The following is a 16,281-nucleotide window of genomic DNA, read 5'->3' on the forward strand; positions in this document are numbered from 1 at the left end:
GCCGGTTTTTTTTTCTCTTTGAAAACTTCGGCGCTGAAATCTGCATGGATTCTGAAGAATTATGGCGTTCCGAAAAATCACCCTTCGCGCGATGCCAGACTTAGCCCGTTAGAGCTTGGCTGGGTTCCTTTGACCCGGCCTCCTGTTTGATGGGCAAGGGGGCACTGCGACCCGGCTGGCCATGTAAGGATGCTGACGAATGCCGCGTACTGTGGGTCCCTTTATTCGATTCGGTTTGCGCCCGTTGTTTCGCGTCGCGCTGTGCAGCCAGTTGTGCTTGCCGCTGGCGGCGTTTGCCGATGCCGCCTATGACCAAATGGTGCTTGATGCCCGTTCGGGCGATTACACGCCCGCACTGGCCGTGTTGCGCCAAGTTCCGGCGGGGCAGGCCAGTACCGCGCAAATCAGCGATCACTTGCAGATCGCCAGCTGGGCTGGTCTCGATGCCGAGGTGGTGAAGGTCTACGAAACCCAAGGCCGTAACCGCGACTTACCGGTCCAGGCGCTGACCGCAGCGGCCCGCTCCTATCGCAACCTCCAGCGTTGGGATCCGGCGATTGAGTTGTATCGTCGAGCCCTGGCCATCGAACCACGAAATGCGGACCTGCAACTGGGCCTGGCCCTGACCCAGGCCGACGCCGGCAAACCCGACGAAGCCGTCAGCCGTGCCAAGGTCCTGGTTGCCGCCAAGCCCGAAGATCCGATGCGCCGGTTGGCGTTGGGCTATGCACTGACGCGCGCTGACAATCCCCACGAAGCCCTGTTCCAATACGATCAAGCCTTCATCCGTGCCGGTAGCAACAAGCCTGAAGTCGCGCGCGAATACATTCATGCGCTGCAGCGTGCCAGGTTGCCTGAACCGGCGTTGCGCCTGGCCCGTCTTCAGCCTGGGCTGATCGACCGCGGCGTGCAGCGCCGGCTTGAAGGCGATGTGGCGGCTGAACGGGTGCGTCTGGCGGATATGGCCAGCCGCAGCGAAAAGGAGCGCTTTGTCATCGCTGACCGCGCGTTGGCCGATTACGACAAACTGCTCGCCACCTGGACGCCAGTGGCCGAGGCCCATGAGGACGTGCTGCGGTGGCGAATCGACCGCATGGGAGCCCTCAACGCCCGCGCTCGCCGGGCAGAGGTGATCGCCGAATACCAGAAGCTGGTCGCTGAAGGTATCAGCATTCCGACTTATGCCTTGCGCTGGGTGGCCTCTTCTTATCTTGAGCAACGTGAGCCGGAAATAGCCGTCGAGCTGTACCGCCGTGTACTGACCGCGCCGGATGCCGACCCTGCGGACCGTTTCGAAGACAGCACCGCGCTCTACTACGCCTTGCTGGAAAGCGAAAAGTCCGAAGAGGCCCGCGCGCTGGCCGAAGATCTGGCTAAATCACAGCCGTCTCGGGTGGAGCTCAAGGGATTGCCAATCGGTAACCCCAACGACGAGTGGATGGATGCGCAGATGCTTGCCGCTCAAGCAGGCACTTATGGCGCTGACCTGCCCTCCGCCGAAACGCGTCTGGAAAGTCTCATCTACCAAGCCCCTGGCCACATCGGCCTGCGCCTGGCCCAGGCCGACCTGTATCAAGCCCGTGACTGGCCGCGGCGTTCAGAAAGCCTGCTCAAGGAAATCGAGACCACGACACCGCGCAATCGCGACCTGGAAGTCGCCCAGGCTCGCGCGGCGATGGACCTGCAGGAATGGCGGCAGATGGACGCGCTTACCGACGACGTGGTCGCCCGTTATCCGGAGAATGCCCACGTCAAACGCCTGCAACGTCAGCGTGACGTTCATGACATGGCTGAATTGCGCATCGAAGCCTACACCGGCAAAAGCTACGGCGGTGGCAACGGCGATGCCGGCGCGGTGACGGGTAGCCGGGACTTTGGTATCGAAACGTTGCTCTACAGCCCGCCCATTGACGAAGACTGGCGGCTATTCGGCGGTGCCGGCTACGCCACTGGCGACTTTGAGGAAGGCACCGGCCATCATCGTTGGCAGCGCTTGGGCGTGGAGCGGCGTACCCGCGACATGACTCTGGAAGCGGAAGTCTCCAACCACTCGTACGGCTCCGGTGACAAACAAGGCGCGCGCGTGGCCGTGGCCCGGGACATCAATGATCACTGGCAGTACGGCGGCAGCCTGGATTACCTCTCGGCCGAGACACCGTTGCGAGCTCTCAACAGCGGTATTCGCGCCAATGGCGGGAGCGGTTTCGTCCGCTGGCGCGCCAATGAAAGCCGCGAATGGCGGCTGGCTGTGAGCCCGTCCCATTTCAGTGACGGCAACAATCGCCTGGAGACCCTGCTGACCGGCCGCGAGGGCATCTACAGCGCCCCACGCCTGCAGGTGGAGCTGGGACTGGAAGTGGGTGCCAGCCGCAACAGCGGTTCCGAAGAAGTGCCGTACTTCAATCCGAAGTCGGACTTCAGCGTCATGCCGACCGTGAGCGCCAATCACGTGCTGTACCGCCGTTACGAAACCACTTGGAGCCAGCAATTCCAAGTCGGCGCTGGCACCTACAGCCAGCGCGACTACAACACCGGTGCCATGGGGTTGCTCGGCTACGGCCAACGCTTGCTCTGGAACGATGTGCTCGAAGCCGGGGCCGCGCTGAGCTGGCTCAACCGCCCTTACGACGGCGATCGTGAAAGCGATCTGCGCCTGCTTGTCGATCTCACCTACCGCTTCTAGAAGAGTTTGAAAATGCCCGTCATTTCGCGATTCATCCTTCTGCTGGGAGTCTTGCTGATCAGCGCTTGTGCCCAGCAAGCCCCGGCGTTCGCGCCACCTTCGCAACGGCCGGTCGCGGCGAACGATGCCCCGTGGCCGAAAAACCATGTGCTGGGTATTGCCTACCATGATGTCGAAGACCGCGACCCCGACCAGGGCCTGGTAGCCGTGCGCACTGAGCGCCTGATTGAACAGCTGGCCTGGCTGCGTGAAAACAATTACCAGGCGGTCACGGTCGACCAGATCATCGCTGCCCGCAACGGCGGACCGCAACTGCCGCCGCGTGCGGTGTTGCTGAGTTTCGACGATGGCTACTCAAGCTTCTATACGCGCGTCATGCCAATCTTGCGAGCCTACAACTGGCCGGCAATCCTGGCCCCGGTCGGCAGTTGGGTCGACACGCCGATGAACCAGAATGTGGATTTCGCCGGTGTGCCGCGCAAGCGTTCCGAGTTCCTCACGTGGGAGCAGATTCGCGAGATTTCGAAATCGGGCCTGGTGGAAATCGCGGCCCACACCGACGCCAACCACAAAGGCGTGCTCGCCAATCCCCAAGGAAACCAACAGCCGGCGGCAACTACCCGGCTCTATGATGCCGTGACCGGTCGCTATGAGAGCGAGGCCGATTTCCAGGCGCGTATGCGCAAAGACGTGGCGGCTATTTCAGACAAGATCCGCAAGGTGGTCGGCTACAGCCCGCGTGTCTGGGTGTGGCCTTACGGCGAGGCCGACGGCACCGCATTGCAAGTGATCGGCAGCCAGGGTTACCAGATGGCCCTGACCCTGGAAGATGGCCTCGACAGCCTCGATAACCTGATGAGTGGACCGCGCTTCCTGGTCGCATCCGATCCGGATGGTGCTCACTTCGCCGAAAGTATCGCTTCAGTGCAAACGATCGACCCGATGCGGGTGGTCCACGTCGACCTGGATTACGTCTACGATTCTGACCCCGTGCAGCAGGAGGCCAACGTCGGCAAACTGGTCCAGCGCATCTATGACCTGGGCGCCAACACGGTGTTCTTGCAAGCGTTCGCCGATCCAAAAGGCGATGGTCTGGTCCACTCGCTGTACTTTCCTAACCGCCACCTGCCGGTGCGCGCCGATCTGTTCGACCGCGTTGCATGGCAATTGCGCACCCGGGCCAACGTCAAGGTCTATGCGTGGATGCCGGTACTCAGTTTTGCCCTGGATTCGAAGTTGCCGCGCGTGCAGCGCTGGGATCCGGAGACCGGCAAGACGGGCGTCGCCCCAGACCAATATGTACGCCTGTCGCCGTTCGACCCGAACGTGCGAAAGATCATCGGCGAGATCTACGAGGACATGGCGCGGATGAGCTCGGTGGACGGCGTTCTTTATCATGACGATGCCGTATTCTCCGACTTCGAGGACGCCGGCCCCGCCGCGATGAAAGTGTACGCCGCCCATGGCTTGCCGCAATCGATCGCTGCCCTGCGCGATGACCCTGCCGCCATGCAGCGTTGGACTCGCTTCAAGAGCCGCTACCTGATCGACTTCACCGCCGAGCTCACCGCCAAGGTCCGGGCGATACGTGGCCCGCAGGTGCGCACGGCGCGCAACATCTTTGCCGAACCGATGCTCAACCCGGAAAGCGAAGCCTGGTTCGCCCAGAACCTTGACGATTTCCTCGCCGCCTACGACTGGACGGCGCCGATGGCCATGCCCCTGATGGAAAAACAGACCCGCGAACAGTCGGGGCCCTGGCTGGAGCGATTGGTGGAAACCATCAAGGCTCGCCCCGGTGCACTCAAGCGCACGGTGTTCGAACTGCAAGCCCGTGATTGGCACAGCAAGCCAGTGGCAGACATCGAGGGCGAACAACTGGCCGACTGGATGGGGCGCCTCAAGCGCCAGGGCGTGACCAGTTTCGGCTACTACCCGGACAATTTCATCGAAGACCAGCCCGCCGTGAAAGCCGTGCGGCCGGCGCTCTCCAACAAGTGGAATCCTTGACATGCTTGACAGACTGCTCGCCGTCCTGGTGCTGGCGATCGTCCTTGGGGTGCCCCTGGGCCTGATCTTCCTGGTTACCGGGCAATTCCTGATGGACTTCGTGTTCTTCTACCCGCTGTTCATGTCCGGCCTGTGGATCGCTGGCGGCCTGTATTTCTGGCTGCACTGGGAGCGTCACTGGCCGTGGAAGGACGACACGTTGCCGCCGCCCCTGGCCGGCGAGCCGCTGATCAGCATCCTGGTCCCGTGCTTCAACGAAGGCGACAACGTTGCCGACACGATTCACGCAGCGCTGGGCCAGCATTATCCGAACATTGAAGTCATCGCCATCAACGACGGCTCCAAGGACAACACCGCCGAGGTGCTCGATCGACTGGCCGTCGAAGACCCGCGCTTGCGCGTGCTGCACCTGGCGGAAAACCAGGGCAAGGCCGTGGCCCTGCGTATGGGCGCCATCGCCGCACGCAGCGAATACCTGGTGTGTATCGACGGCGACGCGCTGTTGGCGCCCAACACCTGCGCCTACCTGGTAGCGCCGATGCTGGACAACGCCCGCCTTGGCGCGGTGACCGGCAACCCGCGCATCCGCACCCGTTCGACGTTGGTGGGCCGGGTCCAGGTCGGCGAGTTTTCCTCGATCATCGGTTTGATCAAGCGCACCCAGCGGGTTTTCGGGCGGATCTTTACCGTGTCCGGCGTAATCGTCGCGTTCCGTCGTACCGCCCTGCACCGGGTCGGCTACTGGAGCCCGGACATGATCACCGAGGACATCGACATCAGCTGGAAGCTGCAACTGGACCACTGGAGCATTTTCTACGAGCCACGCGCCCTGTGCTGGATCCTCATGCCCGAAACCTTGCGTGGCCTGTGGCGGCAGCGGCTGCGTTGGGCCCAGGGTGGCGCCGAGGTGCTATTCAAGAACATCCGCGGCATCTGGCAATACCGTCACCGCTACCTGTGGCCGCTGCTGTTCGAATACTGCCTGTCCACCGGTTGGGCGTTCACCTTCCTGCTGTCAGTGATCTTCTGGGGAGCCGGTAAATTCGTCGAGATGCCAGCCGCCATCGCCGTGGACCACTTGATGCCGCCGGCTTTCACCGGCCTGTTGCTGGCGGTGGTGTGCCTGATGCAATTCGCGGTGAGCATTCTGATCGACCGTCGCTACGAAAAGGGCCTGTGGCACATCATGTTCTGGGTGGTCTGGTACCCCCTGGTGTTCTGGCTGATCAGTTTGTTCACCACGCTGGTGAGTTTCCCCAAGGTGCTGTTCGGACAGCATCAGAAACGCGCGCGCTGGATCAGCCCGGATCGCGGGATCAAACCGTTCGATGACGAAGAAGAGGAAGTGATCCGATGAAAATTATCAGGACCCGCCAGCGGCCTTTTCTGGTGATCATCGACGTGCTCTTTACGGTACTGGCGTGGGTTGGACTGTTGTACCTGCTGGTGAACGGTCTGTGGCCGCTGTTTGACAGCCACGCGGGCCCGCGTCTGGGCGGTTCATTGTTCGACACCCTGGGGACGTTGCAGATCTACGGCTGGATCGCGCTGGTCAACGCAATCATCCTGATCAGCTGGGCGCGCTATCAACAGCGCAAGAGCCGTAGCTTCGCCCAGCGTAGGCTGCCAAGGCCCGCAGTGGACGACCAGGGGCTGAGTGCCAGTTTCAAATTGACCGGCGAACGTCTGGAAACGCTGCGCCAGCCAGGTTCGAAGATCATCCATAACAATCAGGACGGCGATATCAGCCACGTCGTGCCGCATTTCCACTTGTTGGGCCCGGACTTGCAACCGCCGCCCCTGGCGCCGCTGGAGCGACCGCAGATCATTCATCTGCCGGCGGATCATTCGGCGTAAGCGCAGCGGTGCTGCTTCATTGTGGGAGCAAGCTCGCTCCCACAGGCTTTGTGGCGTCTGCAAAGACAAGCTACATCGAAAAATCCCGGACCAGCCGCCAAGCTTCGTCCACAGGCAGCGGTTGTTTCATGCGCTGGGCCAGTGCCGCCATCGCCCGGCCTTCATCGCAGGCCACGACCGCCACGACCAGGCCGTCCTTGCCGAGCAGCGCGATAAAGGGCGGATGCTCGGGCGTGCCCTTGAATTGCACTTCGTCCCATTCCTCGGCATGGCCCAGATAGTCGTAGCGTTTGCCGAAGTGATAGGTCCAGAAGAACGGCACGTCCAGGTAATGTTCTTCACCACCGAGCATGTTCGTCGCGGCGATGCGGGCCTGTTGCTGGGCCAGCCGCCAATGTTCGATGCGCTGGGGCTGGCCGTTGAGGGGGAAGGTCGCGATATCACCCACGGCCCAGACGCCGTCGGCCACGCGCATGCCGTCGTCGACAATCAACGATTGGTCTTTCTCCCGTGGCAGGTTGGCGAACGGCTCCGTGGCCGGGCGCACGCCGACGCCGACGATGACCAGGTCCGCCTCAAAGCGTTGGCCGTTATCCAGCACCACGGCGTGTACTTTGCCCATACCCTCGATCCGCGCTGCTTCGCCGTCGGTGTGATACACCACGCCATTGGCCCGGTGCCGAGCCAGGATCGCCTTGCCGATACTGTCGCCGAACTGCGCCGCGAACGGCACAGGGTGACGAGCCAGGACGGTGACGCTGAGTTCGCGTTTGCGCAGGGAGGAGGCGACCTCCATGGCAATGAAACTGTCGCCGATGATCACCGCTCGTTGCCCCGGCTGCGCATGTTCGAGAATCCGCCGTGTATCGGCCAAGGAGCGCAGCATCAGGACTTGCGGCAAGTCGATACCGGGCAGATCCAGCGTCTTGGGTTCGCCGCCAGTGGCAATCAACAGGGCGTCGTAACCCAGTGATTGACCGTCGGCGAGGCGGATCCGACGCGCATTGACATCAAGGCCGGTCACTTGGCCGTGGCGCCGTTCGATGCGTTGTTGGCTGAAATAAGTTTCATCGCGCAGAGGCGGAGTTTCGTCCGCAGCCATGTCGCCAGCCAGTACATATTTGCTTAACACCGTCCGGTCGTAGCCGGCCTCGGCCTCGCGGTCGATCAGCTGGATCTGGCCGCCGAAACCCTTCTCGCGCAACGCCGCCGCGCATGCCGTGCCCGCCGCGCCGGCGCCGACGATGACAAACGTGCGCGGGTCATCGGCGGGGGGGACTTTTTCGGCCGGCAGTGGTTGATCATCGACCCAGACTTCTTCGCCTCGCACCTCGACGTGATAACGCTCCAGGCTGTCGAGGGCCGGCGGCTCGCACAGGGCGCCGTCTTCAGCGCGAAACGCGGCTTTGTGCCAGGGGCAGATCAGCCTTCCGTGGCATACGGCGCCCTTGGCCAAAGGCGCCCCGGCATGCGGGCACTTGCCTTGGAACGCCCGCACTTGCCCTCCAGCCCGTAACAGCAGGATGGGCGCGTCGTTGAGGGTGACTTCGAGGCCGCGGTCTTCTCGCACATCAGCGAGGCGGGCGACTTGATGCATGGGCATGGTCGTTCTCCGGCAGGCGTTTCCCGTTGGAGTCGAGGGATTGGAACGAGGTTCAGCGTAATTGTCACTGCAACCGGGGCGGCGCTGCGGCTATAGTTCGCAGGCCGTCGTTGGCCTGAACCGCATTCAAGGTGCCCGGTATGACCCGATTGACTTCCTTTTCCTCCTGGCTCGCGGCCGTCACCCTCGTGCTGTGCGCACAGGGAGTCCAGGCTGAAGAGCGTTTTACCCTGAGCATTCCCGGCGTGTCGGACGACCGCCTCTTCACCGCAGCGGCCGCCAGCGACGCCAACCAATGTGGCGGCAAGAATATTTCCCCGGCCCTGAGCTGGAATGCCGGCCCGCCTGGCACCCTCAGCTACGCCATCGTCATGCTCGACCCCGACGGCCAGCGTGGACAAGGCGTAGATCATTGGGTCCATTATGGAATCAAGGCCAGCACCCGACAGATTCCGACAGGCGCGGGCACCAAATCCACGCTTGAGGGCATGAGCGGCATCAACAGCAAAAACACCCACGGCTACATCGGACCGTGCCCGCCCGTGGGTGACAGCGCACACCATTACCTGATCCAGATTTTCGCCCTGGACCTGCCGCCCGACGCCTTCCCTGCCGGCCTCACACGGGCCCAATTGATGGAAAAACTCAAGGGTCACGTCCTGCGCAACAGCAGCGTGGTGCGCCGCTATCACCGTTGACCGGGCCTCGGCTCCGGGCGAGCAAGCATGCACCCGCGGGGTTGCCCGGCAGCCCCAATCGTCACGTAAGTTGGCATCGTGCGCTAAAAACGAGCACTATCGAGCCCCTGTTCATTCATGCCGGAGGATGGCGATGACGCAGAAAACCGACGGCATCGCCCGCCTCAAGAATTGCCCCACCAAGGGCGACGAAATACGCCGGGCCATCGCCCAGAGCCGCAAGGATTTCTTGCCAGCTGACGAGGCCGCGGACGCCGAGCCAGGCCAATCGTCGGTGCAGCCCGCGGACAAGGGGCCCGCTGCCTGAACCGTCGCCTTCTTCCAATTCTTTTTCAAACTTGCCTATGACTGCCACCACTCATTTGCCAGACGCCCGGTTCAACCGATCCGACTACAGGACCCTGGGCCTCGCCGCCCTTGGCGGTGCGCTGGAAATCTACGATTTCATCATTTTTGTCTTCTTCGCCCTGACCCTCAGCCAGCTGTTTTTCCCACCGGAAATGCCCGAGTGGCTGCGCTTGCTGCAAAGCTTCGGAATTTTCGCCACCGGCTATCTGGCACGGCCCTTGGGCGGGATTCTCATGGCGCACTTTGCCGATCGCCTGGGGCGCAAGCGGGTGTTCAGCCTGAGCATTCTCATGATGGCGTTGCCCTGCCTGCTCATCGGCGTGATGCCGACGTACGCGCAAATCGGTTATTTCGCCCCGTTGCTGTTGCTGGCGCTGCGTATCCTGCAAGGCGCGGCGGTCGGCGGGGAAGTGCCCAGCGCCTGGGTCTTCGTCGCTGAACATGCGCCACTGAAACATCGAGGTTATGCCTTGGGCTTTCTCCAGGCGGGCCTGACCTTCGGCTATCTGCTCGGCGCCCTGACCGCCACGGCGCTGGCGCGGATTTATACCCCGGCGGAAATCCTTGACTACGCGTGGCGCCTGCCATTCCTGCTGGGCGGGGTATTCGGTGTGATTGGCGTCTGGCTGCGCCGCTGGCTGAGCGAAACGCCGATCTTCATGGCGCTGCAAGCCAATCGCGAAGGCGCGGCGGAATTGCCGCTGCGCACGGTCCTGCGCGACCATCGCCACGCCTTGCTGCCCGCCGCGATTCTCACCTGCGTGCTGACCTCTGCTGTGGTGGTATTTGTGGTCATCACCCCGACCGTGATGCAGAAGAGCTTCGGCCTGACCCCTGGCCACACTTTCGCCCTGAGCAGCCTCGGCATCGTTTTCCTGAACATCGGCTGCGTCCTGGCCGGCCTCATCGTCGACCGCATCGGCGCCTGGCGCACGGTGATGCTGTATAGCCTGCTGCTGCCCGTGGGCATCGCCGTGCTCTTCGCCAGCCTGATCAGCGGCAGCGCGTGGCTGGGCCTGGCCTACGCTATCGCCGGCTTGGGTTGCGGTGTAGTCGGCGCGGTGCCTTCGGTGATGGTGAGCCTGTTTCCGGCAAAAATCCGTGTATCTGGCATCTCGTTTACCTACAACATCGCCTACGCGCTGTGGGCGAGCATCACGCCGTTGGTGCTGATTGCTTTGGTGCCGTGGAGTCCTTGGGTGTGCGTGGGGTACTGCGTAGTGATGGGCGCGCTGGGCGTCGGCGCGGCTGCTTATTTTCCGAAACGGCACACGAAGTCTGTCCAGCCCTCGCTGGTGTGCGAATCGTGAGTTAGCGGACAGTGTGCCGACTCAACGGTGCTCGCTTAAACCATTGCGATGGCACGGATCTGCGCCGAGTAACGTCGGTGGTGGACTGAAGGAAACCGTCGTGGCGGTAACCTGAGGGAAAATCGCAAAGGCATCAGGGGCTAAGGAGGGGCTGCGAGCAGTCAGGAAATTATTTCCAAGCGATTAACCCGAACCACGCAGGCCTTACGTCTGACCTTGTGAACGAATCATCCATCCACGAGGTTCAGCCCATGTCCCGCCCACTGTCTTTTATGCGTCCTGCCGCCCAGGGTTTTGCTGTCACCATGCTGGTGACGTTGGCCGGTTGTGGGTTGTCTTCGTCTCACGAAGCGGCCAAGTCAGCCGAGCCGGTGGCCGTGGCGCCCAGTGTTGTACCGCAAGGCGAGATCGCCGAAGTGCGCCAGTCGACGGCCAAGCGCATGCTCATGAAACCGGCACCAATGCCTGCCCCAAGCGTGGCGAACGATGCCGTCGCCGCGGGTTACCGCGCCGAGTCGCGCGAGCAGTACGAAAAGCTGCCGGACAATCCCATCCATAGCGTTGCCGAAACGCCGGTCTCGACCTTCAGCGTGGATGTCGATACCGGCAGCTATGCCAATGTGCGACGTCTGCTCAACCAAGGCAGCCTGCCGCCCGAGGGCGCCGTGCGCTTGGAGGAGATGGTCAACTACTTCTCTTACCATTACGCCTTGCCCACCGATGGTTCGCCGTTTGGCGTGACTACCGAAGTCGCGCCGTCGCCATGGAATCCTCATACCCGTCTGTTGCGCATCGGCATCAAGGCGTCCGACCGCGCCGTGGCGGAGCTGGCCCCGGCCAATCTGGTGTTCCTGGTGGACGTGTCGGGTTCCATGGACCGTCGTGAAGGGCTGCCGCTGGTCAAAAGCACGTTGAAACTGCTGGTGGATCAATTGCGCGATCAGGACCGCGTATCGCTGGTGGTTTATGCCGGCGAATCTCGCGTGGTGCTCAAGCCCACTCCGGGCAGCGACAAAGTGAAGATCCGCAACGCCATCGATCAGCTGAACGCTGGCGGTTCAACCGCGGGGGCCTCGGGCATCGAACTGGCCTATCAAATGGCCCGGGAAAGCTTCATCGACAAGGGCATCAACCGCATCCTGCTGGCCACCGACGGTGACTTCAACGTCGGCATCAGTGATTTCGACAGCCTCAAGCAGATGGCGGTGGATCAGCGTAAAAGTGGCGTATCCCTGACAACGCTAGGCTTTGGTGTGGATAACTACAACGAACACCTGATGGAGCAATTGGCTGACGCCGGCGATGGTAACTACGCCTACATCGATAACTTGCTCGAAGCCCGCAAGATCCTGGTGGATCAGCTCAGTTCGACGCTTGCGGTAGTGGCGCGGGACGTGAAGTTGCAGGTGGAGTTCAACCCGGCCCAGGTCAGCGAATATCGCTTGCTGGGTTATGAAAACCGCGCATTGAAACGTGAGGATTTCAACAATGACAAAGTCGACGCGGGCGAGATTGGCGCAGGGCACACGGTGACGGCGTTGTACGAAGTTGTTCCGAAGGGGGAGAAGGGCTGGCTGGAGCCGCTGCGTTATGGCAACGCATCGAAGTCGGATGGCAAGGTCGGCGAACTGGCCATGTTACGTGTACGCTACAAACCGGCCGAGGGCGGCAACAGTCGCTTGATCGAGCATCCAATCGCCAGCGCGCAAAGCGAAAAACAACCCAGCGATGACCTGCGCTTCGCGGCGTCCGTGGCGGCCTTCGCCCAGCAACTCAAGGGCGATGGACGCTACACAGGCGCGATGAGCCTGAAGGACACCGCACAACTGGCGCGGTCGGCCCGTGGCGATGACCCGTTCGGGTTGCGCGCCGAGTTTGTGCAGTTGGTGGAGCTTGCGCAGAGCCTTGAACCTGCGGCCAGGCGCTGATCCCGAGCGCAACGGGGATCAAAAATGTGTGGGAGCGAGCTTGCTCGCGATGGCGTCGGATCAGTTGCATGTGTATTGCCTGACATACCGCCATCGCGAGCAAGCTCGCTCCCACAGGGTTCCCTTGTTGTCTGCCAGGACTGTGTTGCAATGACCAGAAAGGAGTTCGTCACCGACATGCCCGCTGCGCTTGATTCACCCAGCGACGAATCGCTGCTGGCCCGCTACCGAGATGGCGACGGGGCTTGTTTCGAAGCCCTGTATGCCCGCCATCGCCAAGGGCTTTATCGGTTCCTCGTGTCCTTGAGCAACAAGGCCGAACTGGCCGAGGAAATCTTCCAGGACACCTGGCTCAGCCTGATTCGCAGCACGACCCAGCCACAAGGACGGGCGAGTTTTCGTACATGGCTGTTCCAGATTGCCCGCAACCGCTTGATTGACCACTGGCGCAAGCATGGCGTCCACAACCCGTTGCACGACAGTTATGACGAGCAACTGCATGTCCAGCCCGACGACACCGGCGGCCCCGAGCAACAACTGAGCCTGAGTCGCGACCAGGCGCGTCTCGACGCCGCGTTGCAGGCCTTGCCCGAGGATCAGCGGGAAGTCTTCCTCCTGCGCCTGCATGGCGACCTGGAACTGCCGCAGATCGCCGCACTGACCGGCGCCCCACTGGAAACGGTGAAAAGCCGCTTGCGTTACGCCCAACAGAAATTGCACCGGCTGTTGGCCGAGGAGGTACCCGCATGATCGACCCCAAACACGCTCCGGATGCAGACGACAAAATATTGATCGAGCATTTGCGTCAGCACGCCAGCGGCGAACCGCCGGCCTCGCTAGACGCCTTTATCCTGGCCACCGCCCGACGCGAAGCTCCGGCGCCCGTGCCAAGCCTGTGGCAGCGCTGGTTGCAAGCTTGTCAGCGGCCACGTTGGCAGATGGCATTCGCCACGGTCGCCGGTGTGGCGCTGATGATCGGCCTGGCGCTGCGCTCACCCCTGCCTCACGATGAGTTGGCCGCACCCGCGTCGATCGAGTTTTCTGCCGACCAGCAAAAGTCAGCCGTCGCCGCCGCAGCACCGCCGGCCATGCCCGCCCCGGCCCCGATCGCCCGCATGGCGCCCCAGGGCGAGCTGGCCCGAGCCCCGGCCAGCCCTGTGCAATTGTTGGCGGAAAAGCCAGCGACGAAAATGAGCAAATCCGCACCCGCGGCACTGCCATCGCTGGAGCAGGGCTTGATGGAAATCCTGCAATTGCGGCAGGCAGGAGATAGCAAGGCCGCTGATGAAAAACTGCTGGCGCTGCACAAACGTTTTCCCAAGGAGGACTTGCCGGCGCGGTTGGAGGCTTTGCGTGAGCGTTGAGAAGATGCCAGCCCCCTCGCCACGGGCAGCAAAAACAAAAAACCCGCACGGGGCGGGTTTTTTGAAGCTCGTAGACTGTCCGGGACAGGTCTAGCTTTTGGTATGGCGCACCAGGCGGGATTCGAACCCACGACCCCTGCCTTCGGAGTCCTAAAAGTCGACGTTTAGAATCAACACGTTAGCGCGGATAAGCCGGGAAATCAAAGGGTTGTGGTAGCTGTGGTTAGCAGGCTTTCGCCCGCTTTAGCGGGGCGAGTGTGGCAAGTTTGTGGCAAGCCTAATCGATTTCGGTCCATATACTCCAGATGACCAGTCCTGTGCATTCAAGCTGACTAGTTGGCTGAGATGATCTACAGCGATCAACCCATTGCAGCAGCTCAACAGCGGCTGGAACCAAGCAAAGCTGCCTTCGGATATTGGTCTGCCCACCAATTCGGAATCAGCCACGTGGAAAGGCCATAGAACGCGTTGACTTCAGAGGCTTTGACAAACGCCGGCCGGCACGTTGTGCACCTGTCGAGGCTCTGGAACTACATACGTCTATCAAAGTGCTTGATTTGGCCTCTCACCCCGCAGAAATTCTGTGCCACTCCAGCTTGGCCGTGACCATGCGCTATGCACATCTAGCGCAGGATCATATACCTCACACTTTTACTCAGAACGCGATACATCGGTGCCGTAGGGCAGCAGCGGTAATCCAAGTTCCTTAAGGAACTGATTGTGTTTATCGGTAGCCATCTCGATTTTTCGATCCAGTGCCACGAGCTCAGCATGCACGGCCGTAAGGCCTATCTCCTCACCCGCCACTGCAGTACTGACGTAGCGTGAGATATTAAGGTTGAAATCGTTCTTCTCGAGCTCCTGCATGCTAACCCGTCGCGCATAGCGCGGCACTTCCGTGGGGCGTTGCATGTAGGTCTCGATAATCTTATCGATATGCCGGTCTGACAGCTGGTTCTGCCGTCGACCCTTCTCGAAGTGCTCGGCCGCGTTAATAAACAGTACATCGTCCGATCTCTTGCACTTTTTGAGCACGAGGATGCAGACCGGAATGCCTGTTGAATAAAACAGGTTGGCCGGCAGCCCAATCACGGTATCAATATGTCCATCCTGCAGCAGCTTGCGACGAATACGTTCTTCCGCACCACCACGAAATAGCACACCGTGAGGTAGGATGATGGCCATCACACCGTCGTCCTTTAGATAGTGCAACCCGTGTAGTAGAAAGGCGAAATCCGCCGCGCTCTTGGGTGCCACACCGTGATTTTTGAAGCGCATGTCTTCGCTGATCGTGTCGCTCGGGTCCCAGCGATAGCTAAACGGCGGATTAGCCACCACCGCGTCAAACTGCGGCCTCTTCGCCGGATTGGTCTCGCGCAGAAAGTCCCAAGCGTTGGTTAGCGTGTCACCGTGGTAGATCTCAAATTCAGTGTCCTTCACCCCGTGCAGTAGCATGTTCATGCGCGCTAGGTTGTAGGTAGTGATGTTGTATTCCTGCCCGTAAATCTTGCCGATGCTTCCGCCCGCTTCCCTGATGCGATGTCGGATGTTCAGCAGCAGTGAGCCCGAGCCACAGGTAAAGTCGAACACGCTTTCCAGTTTCTTGCGTGGGCCTGTTTCGGGCGCCTGGCCGTCGAGGGTGACGATGGCTGACAGAATGTTCGAGACTTGCTGCGGGGTATAAAACTCACCCGCCTTCTTGCCCGATCCCGCCGCGAACTGTCCGATCAGGTACTCGTAAGCATCACCTAGTGTGTCGGTATCGGTGGAGAACAGCGACATACCACGCGCCAGCTCCGAGATGATCGAGCACAACTTATCGTTACGTTCCGAATACTGACGGCCCAGCTTGTCAGAGGCAAGGTTGATCTCTGAGAACAGGCCCTGGAAATTGCTCTGGAAGGACTCATTCTCAATGTACTTGAAACCCCTTTGTAGGGTATCGAGCAGCAAGCTGCTCTGCAATTTGGCCAGGCGGACGATGTTGTCCCACAGGTAAGCTGGCTCGATCACATAGTGGACCTTGCGACGCATCTGCTTCTCGAACGCCGCAACGTCGCTGGCGTTCTCCTCGTACCAGATTTGAAGCGGTGTCGTGACCTCGATCTGCTCCATTATGTCCGGTGTCACTTCCGGATAATCCGGCCCCAGCTCCCGCTTGGCGGCCTGCTCGTAACTATCCGAGAGGTATCTCAGAAAGAGAAACGACAGCATGTAATCGCGAAAATCGTCGGCGTTCATCGATCCGCGTAATTGGTCGGCAATCGCCCATAGAGTTTTGCCTAACTGCTTCTGGTCTTGTTCGGTCATGGTTTGGGTTGTTTCTTAAGTGTGTTATCGAGTGTGTGCAGTTCGACATCATTCTGTGCATCGGCCTGACGTGCCTCGTCCTGTTTACGGTGCTTGTCATCATCGATATAAAGTGCGGCGATCTGGCTATGCCCATCTTCTGTCGTACACAAGATCAGTTCGCTCATGTG

Annotated in this window: 13 protein-coding genes; 10 read left to right on the forward strand and 3 right to left on the reverse strand. The window is 61.0% G+C overall.

All coding sequences use genetic code 11. The features are described from left to right. Nucleotides 1–199: 199 nt before the first annotated feature. Genes pgaA through pgaD form a run of 4 tightly spaced genes read left to right on the forward strand, consistent with a single transcriptional unit; the run spans nt 200 to nt 6,550 of the window. Nucleotides 200–2,683: a poly-beta-1,6 N-acetyl-D-glucosamine export porin PgaA gene (gene pgaA, locus J3P90_RS00745; RefSeq protein WP_434675667.1), complete on the forward strand. Its 2,484-nt coding sequence runs from the start codon at nt 200–202 to the stop codon at nt 2,681–2,683. A 12-nt stretch (nt 2,684–2,695) separates the two neighbouring features. Continuing rightward, nucleotides 2,696–4,693: a poly-beta-1,6-N-acetyl-D-glucosamine N-deacetylase PgaB gene (pgaB, locus tag J3P90_RS00750; RefSeq protein WP_434561350.1), complete on the forward strand. Its 1,998-nt coding sequence runs from the start codon at nt 2,696–2,698 to the stop codon at nt 4,691–4,693. 1 nt (nt 4,694) lies between these two features. Beyond that, nucleotides 4,695–6,050 carry a poly-beta-1,6-N-acetyl-D-glucosamine synthase gene (gene pgaC, locus J3P90_RS00755; RefSeq protein WP_420767740.1) on the forward strand — a complete coding sequence of 452 codons (1,356 nt, stop codon included), beginning with the start codon at nt 4,695–4,697 and terminating at the stop codon, nt 6,048–6,050. Then, nucleotides 6,047–6,550 carry a poly-beta-1,6-N-acetyl-D-glucosamine biosynthesis protein PgaD gene (pgaD, locus tag J3P90_RS00760; RefSeq protein ID WP_420767741.1) on the forward strand — a complete coding sequence of 168 codons (504 nt, stop codon included), beginning with the start codon at nt 6,047–6,049 and terminating at the stop codon, nt 6,548–6,550. Before pgaC ends, pgaD begins: the two co-directional genes overlap by 4 nt. Before the next feature lie 70 nt (nt 6,551–6,620). Here pgaD and J3P90_RS00765 read toward each other — a convergent pair whose 3' ends face one another. Further along, nucleotides 6,621–8,153, reverse strand: coding sequence for an FAD-dependent oxidoreductase (locus J3P90_RS00765; protein ID WP_434675668.1), 1,533 nt, complete (start codon nt 8,151–8,153; stop codon nt 6,621–6,623). A gap of 140 nt (nt 8,154–8,293) precedes the next feature. On the opposite strand from J3P90_RS00765, the gene J3P90_RS00770 reads away from it, so the two are divergent. The 6 genes from J3P90_RS00770 (at nt 8,294) to J3P90_RS00795 (ending at nt 13,801) form a co-directional block, all read left to right on the forward strand. Next, entirely contained in the window at nt 8,294–8,851 is a 558-nt protein-coding gene (locus tag J3P90_RS00770; RefSeq protein WP_434675669.1) for a YbhB/YbcL family Raf kinase inhibitor-like protein, read from the forward strand. Nucleotides 8,852–8,984: 133 nt separating this feature from the next. After that, complete coding sequence (locus tag J3P90_RS00775) at nt 8,985–9,158, forward strand: hypothetical protein (RefSeq protein WP_420767744.1); 174 nt, start codon at nt 8,985–8,987, stop codon at nt 9,156–9,158. Between the two features lie 37 nt (nt 9,159–9,195). Further along, nucleotides 9,196–10,509, forward strand: coding sequence for an MFS transporter (locus J3P90_RS00780; RefSeq protein WP_420767745.1), 1,314 nt, complete (start codon nt 9,196–9,198; stop codon nt 10,507–10,509). A gap of 251 nt (nt 10,510–10,760) precedes the next feature. Continuing rightward, nucleotides 10,761–12,437 carry a vWA domain-containing protein gene (locus J3P90_RS00785; protein ID WP_434675670.1) on the forward strand — a complete coding sequence of 559 codons (1,677 nt, stop codon included), beginning with the start codon at nt 10,761–10,763 and terminating at the stop codon, nt 12,435–12,437. 177 nt (nt 12,438–12,614) lie between these two features. Beyond that, nucleotides 12,615–13,187, forward strand: coding sequence for an RNA polymerase sigma factor (locus J3P90_RS00790; RefSeq protein WP_434651198.1), 573 nt, complete (start codon nt 12,615–12,617; stop codon nt 13,185–13,187). Beyond that, a complete protein-coding gene (locus tag J3P90_RS00795) occupies nt 13,184–13,801 on the forward strand; it encodes a hypothetical protein (RefSeq protein WP_434675671.1) in 618 nt (205 codons plus the stop codon). Before J3P90_RS00790 ends, J3P90_RS00795 begins: the two co-directional genes overlap by 4 nt. 651 nt (nt 13,802–14,452) lie before the next feature. Here the strand turns inward: J3P90_RS00795 and J3P90_RS00800 are convergent. Both J3P90_RS00800 and J3P90_RS00805 read right to left on the reverse strand, forming a co-directional pair. Beyond that, nucleotides 14,453–16,111, reverse strand: coding sequence for a type I restriction-modification system subunit M (locus tag J3P90_RS00800; RefSeq protein WP_434675672.1), 1,659 nt, complete (start codon nt 16,109–16,111; stop codon nt 14,453–14,455). Continuing rightward, entirely contained in the window at nt 16,108–16,278 is a 171-nt protein-coding gene (locus J3P90_RS00805) for a hypothetical protein (RefSeq protein ID WP_434675673.1), read from the reverse strand. The genes J3P90_RS00800 and J3P90_RS00805 overlap by 4 nt, the downstream gene beginning before the upstream one ends. Nucleotides 16,279–16,281: the final 3 nt, after the last annotated feature.

Origin of the sequence: Pseudomonas sp. D3-10, assembly GCF_051132175.1 — a bacterium.
GTDB lineage: Bacteria > Pseudomonadota > Gammaproteobacteria > Pseudomonadales > Pseudomonadaceae > Aquipseudomonas.

Coding starts and splice junctions, on each gene's coding strand:
- pgaA (WP_434675667.1), top strand. CDS start 200: ATGCCGCGTACTGTGGGTCCCTTTATTCGATTCGGTTTGCGCCCGTTG.
- pgaB (WP_434561350.1), top strand. CDS start 2,696: ATGCCCGTCATTTCGCGATTCATCCTTCTGCTGGGAGTCTTGCTGATC.
- pgaC (WP_420767740.1), top strand. CDS start 4,695: ATGCTTGACAGACTGCTCGCCGTCCTGGTGCTGGCGATCGTCCTTGGG.
- pgaD (WP_420767741.1), top strand. CDS start 6,047: ATGAAAATTATCAGGACCCGCCAGCGGCCTTTTCTGGTGATCATCGAC.
- J3P90_RS00765 (WP_434675668.1), bottom strand. CDS start 8,153: ATGCCCATGCATCAAGTCGCCCGCCTCGCTGATGTGCGAGAAGACCGC.
- J3P90_RS00770 (WP_434675669.1), top strand. CDS start 8,294: ATGACCCGATTGACTTCCTTTTCCTCCTGGCTCGCGGCCGTCACCCTC.
- J3P90_RS00775 (WP_420767744.1), top strand. CDS start 8,985: ATGACGCAGAAAACCGACGGCATCGCCCGCCTCAAGAATTGCCCCACC.
- J3P90_RS00780 (WP_420767745.1), top strand. CDS start 9,196: ATGACTGCCACCACTCATTTGCCAGACGCCCGGTTCAACCGATCCGAC.
- J3P90_RS00785 (WP_434675670.1), top strand. CDS start 10,761: ATGTCCCGCCCACTGTCTTTTATGCGTCCTGCCGCCCAGGGTTTTGCT.
- J3P90_RS00790 (WP_434651198.1), top strand. CDS start 12,615: ATGCCCGCTGCGCTTGATTCACCCAGCGACGAATCGCTGCTGGCCCGC.
- J3P90_RS00795 (WP_434675671.1), top strand. CDS start 13,184: ATGATCGACCCCAAACACGCTCCGGATGCAGACGACAAAATATTGATC.
- J3P90_RS00800 (WP_434675672.1), bottom strand. CDS start 16,111: ATGACCGAACAAGACCAGAAGCAGTTAGGCAAAACTCTATGGGCGATT.
- J3P90_RS00805 (WP_434675673.1), bottom strand. CDS start 16,278: ATGAGCGAACTGATCTTGTGTACGACAGAAGATGGGCATAGCCAGATC.